Source organism: Candidatus Eisenbacteria bacterium, from assembly GCA_035712145.1.
Classification (GTDB): Bacteria; Eisenbacteria; RBG-16-71-46; order RBG-16-71-46; family RBG-16-71-46; genus DASTBI01.
Genome location: DASTBI010000082.1, coordinates 1 through 2355 on the forward strand (window position 1 = coordinate 1; position 2355 = coordinate 2355).

Below are 2355 nucleotides of genomic sequence, written 5' to 3' on the forward strand. Positions count from 1 at the left end.
CTTCTCAGGGGACGACGCCTCTGACTCCCGTGCCGACCGTGCTCTTCATGATTCCCAGTACGTCGATCAAGGGCGGCACCTGAATGCCGGCCGCGAGGTTGCGATGCGAGCGAGCCCACAGGAACAGCGCAGCTCGGCCGAGGCGGGCACGCTCATCGGCCTGTGTCCTGAGCATTTCCATTTCGGCTCGATTCTGCCGGTAGACGACGAATTCCGGTTCGAGCTGGTCCCTGAGTGCCTTGATGTTGGTGGAGCGATTGATGATGTAGGCGTCCGCCGCCTCGAGATCTCTGGAATTGGGCGATCGCCGGGAGGGCACCATTTGCCCGACCACCGGATCGTCCCGCCGAAGCGAATCCAGCGCGGCCTGGTCGCCGCCGCGGTAGCGCTGAAGCCGCGCGTAGCTCCTGACGCTCGCGAGGTGCATCTCGTTGAGTTCGGCGACACGGAGCTTCAAAGATCCGAACTCGGCTTCGATGTGGTCACTGAGGTCCCCGGACGCAGCCTGAATGGTTTCGTCGAGGTCATCGAACAGCATGTCCCCCGCCGTCACCGTCAGATTCACCAGGGGCTGGGCCGCACCAAGAGCCTTGAGGAACGTCTTGCGCCGACGGATCTCAGAGACGAGCGTGTCCAGGTACCCTTGAGTGAGTCTAAGCGTGGGCGGAGCGGCAGTGGTCAGGCCTGGACGAATCGTCTCTTCCACGTAGCGCGCCAGCTCGGAGATTTTCCGATCGTCCGATAGCGGGGAATCATGGAGCGCGGCGACCTGTGCGGAATACAGAGCAACTCCTCGCATCAGCACTCGGACGCGCCCCACCGATTGCTGTGCCGCGACCACCGAAGGCAAGGCCTGGTATTTCTCGAGGTGTGTCCACACGGTGGGGCGGTTGAACGTCTGCAGCTGACCGATCATCCCCAGGGTGTTCTCGGAGAACGGGCCCAGGTCGATGCGCCTCGATCCGCCGAACGTTGCGCAACCGACCAGGGGCCCGAGGGTCACCAGCGTGACGAGTATCAGCCCGCCAAACCTTCGGGCCGCACGCATGTCCCGGGCTGAACGCTTCAAGGGGTCTTCTTGGAGGTTCTCGATTCGCGCGCGGTGCTGAGGGCGACTGCCTGGCGAACGAGCGCCTTGGAGACGGGCTCGCCGACCAGCGTGCGCATCCTGGCGAGGGTGATTCCACGCCAGTCGCCAGGCTCGGTGATTCATTCGGAGATCTGCGGCGCCACCGACGGGCCCTCATCCGCATCCGATTTCTTCATGGACGCGGATGATGCCCAACGTCGAAGTCGAGTTCAAGGCTACCCGCCACGCCTCCTCAGCGGGCGTGTTCCGCTCACGTTCGAATCCGAAACTAGAAGCGAACGAGCGCGCAGAAAGTCACGCTGTCAAGATCCTCACCGGTAAGTTCCTTGAGCTCCGCATCAGTCTGAAACCGGTAGGTCCCGAAGACGTCGAGGCCCAGATCTCCGAGCGGAAGCGCAACTCCCGCGCGCAGCGCGTAGAACGGATTCTTCTGCCAGTCGCCGTCGGTGTAGCCAATGCCGATTCCGGCGCCACCGTAGATCATGTTTCCCACGAGCCCCCATCCTGCCGGCTCCCACATGGGCTCGCCCGTACCGACGTAGTCGAAGATGTAATCGACAGTCCCCTCGACCTTCAGCAGGCCGGCGTCGTACTTGTAGGCGCCAACCAGGGAGTACGAGTTCTGATCGAACCCAGCCGCCTTGATGTCGCCCAGATTCCGGAGGTAGTGCAGGCCGGCTCCGAAACTTCCTCCCACCGCGCCGGCGGTGGTCACCCCGATACCCATCAGCAGCGCACACAGCGTCAATGTCACTATCACGTGTCGGGTCACCATGATGGCGGTCTCCCATTACAGGTTAGAGGAGCTATGCGTACACAAACCCAACCGAAACGAACAACCTTGAGTACGTCCCGCACTTCGCAAACCGCATGAATCGTGCTCAAGCAGATTCTGGTGAGAAGAACGCCAACAGCTTGTTGTTGGACGAGTTGGCGACGGTGAGGAGAGGGGCGGACCGGTCACGCCCTGCCAAGTTGGCGGAAGTCCGTTGGACTTGGCAGAGGCGGGCCAGTGCGTCAACGTCAGGCGCCATCTCGGTCTTTGGCAGCTTCCCACCTACACGGCCACTTCAGCCCGAGTGGGTTGGATGGAGGGACTGGCTACGACTCTTGGCTAGGAGAACCGTGTCAAGCCTGTCCGCTGTCCGCTTCTGTCCGGTGAAATCGCGCAGGATTCTCGTCGCGATGAGGTTACTTCTTCGGCCCGGCGTCGGGGCGCCGGAGCGGTCGGGACGCCTCCGTGCGGTCCACCCAGGCCAGCACAT

Annotated in this window: 2 protein-coding genes; both read right to left on the reverse strand. The window is 62.7% G+C overall.

Going from position 1 to position 2355, the window contains the following annotated elements:
* Positions 1 to 4: 4 nt before the first annotated feature.
* Positions 5 to 1069: a hypothetical protein gene (locus tag VFQ05_05105; protein HET9326133.1), complete on the reverse strand. Its 1065-nt coding sequence runs from the start codon at positions 1067 to 1069 to the stop codon at positions 5 to 7.
* A 289-nt stretch (positions 1070 to 1358) separates the two neighbouring features.
* Positions 1359 to 1865, reverse strand: a complete 507-nt coding sequence (locus VFQ05_05110) for a hypothetical protein (GenBank protein ID HET9326134.1) — start codon at positions 1863 to 1865, stop codon at positions 1359 to 1361.
* Positions 1866 to 2355: the final 490 nt, after the last annotated feature.

Coding starts and splice junctions, on each gene's coding strand:
- VFQ05_05110 (HET9326134.1), bottom strand. CDS start 1,865: ATGGTGACCCGACACGTGATAGTGACATTGACGCTGTGTGCGCTGCTG.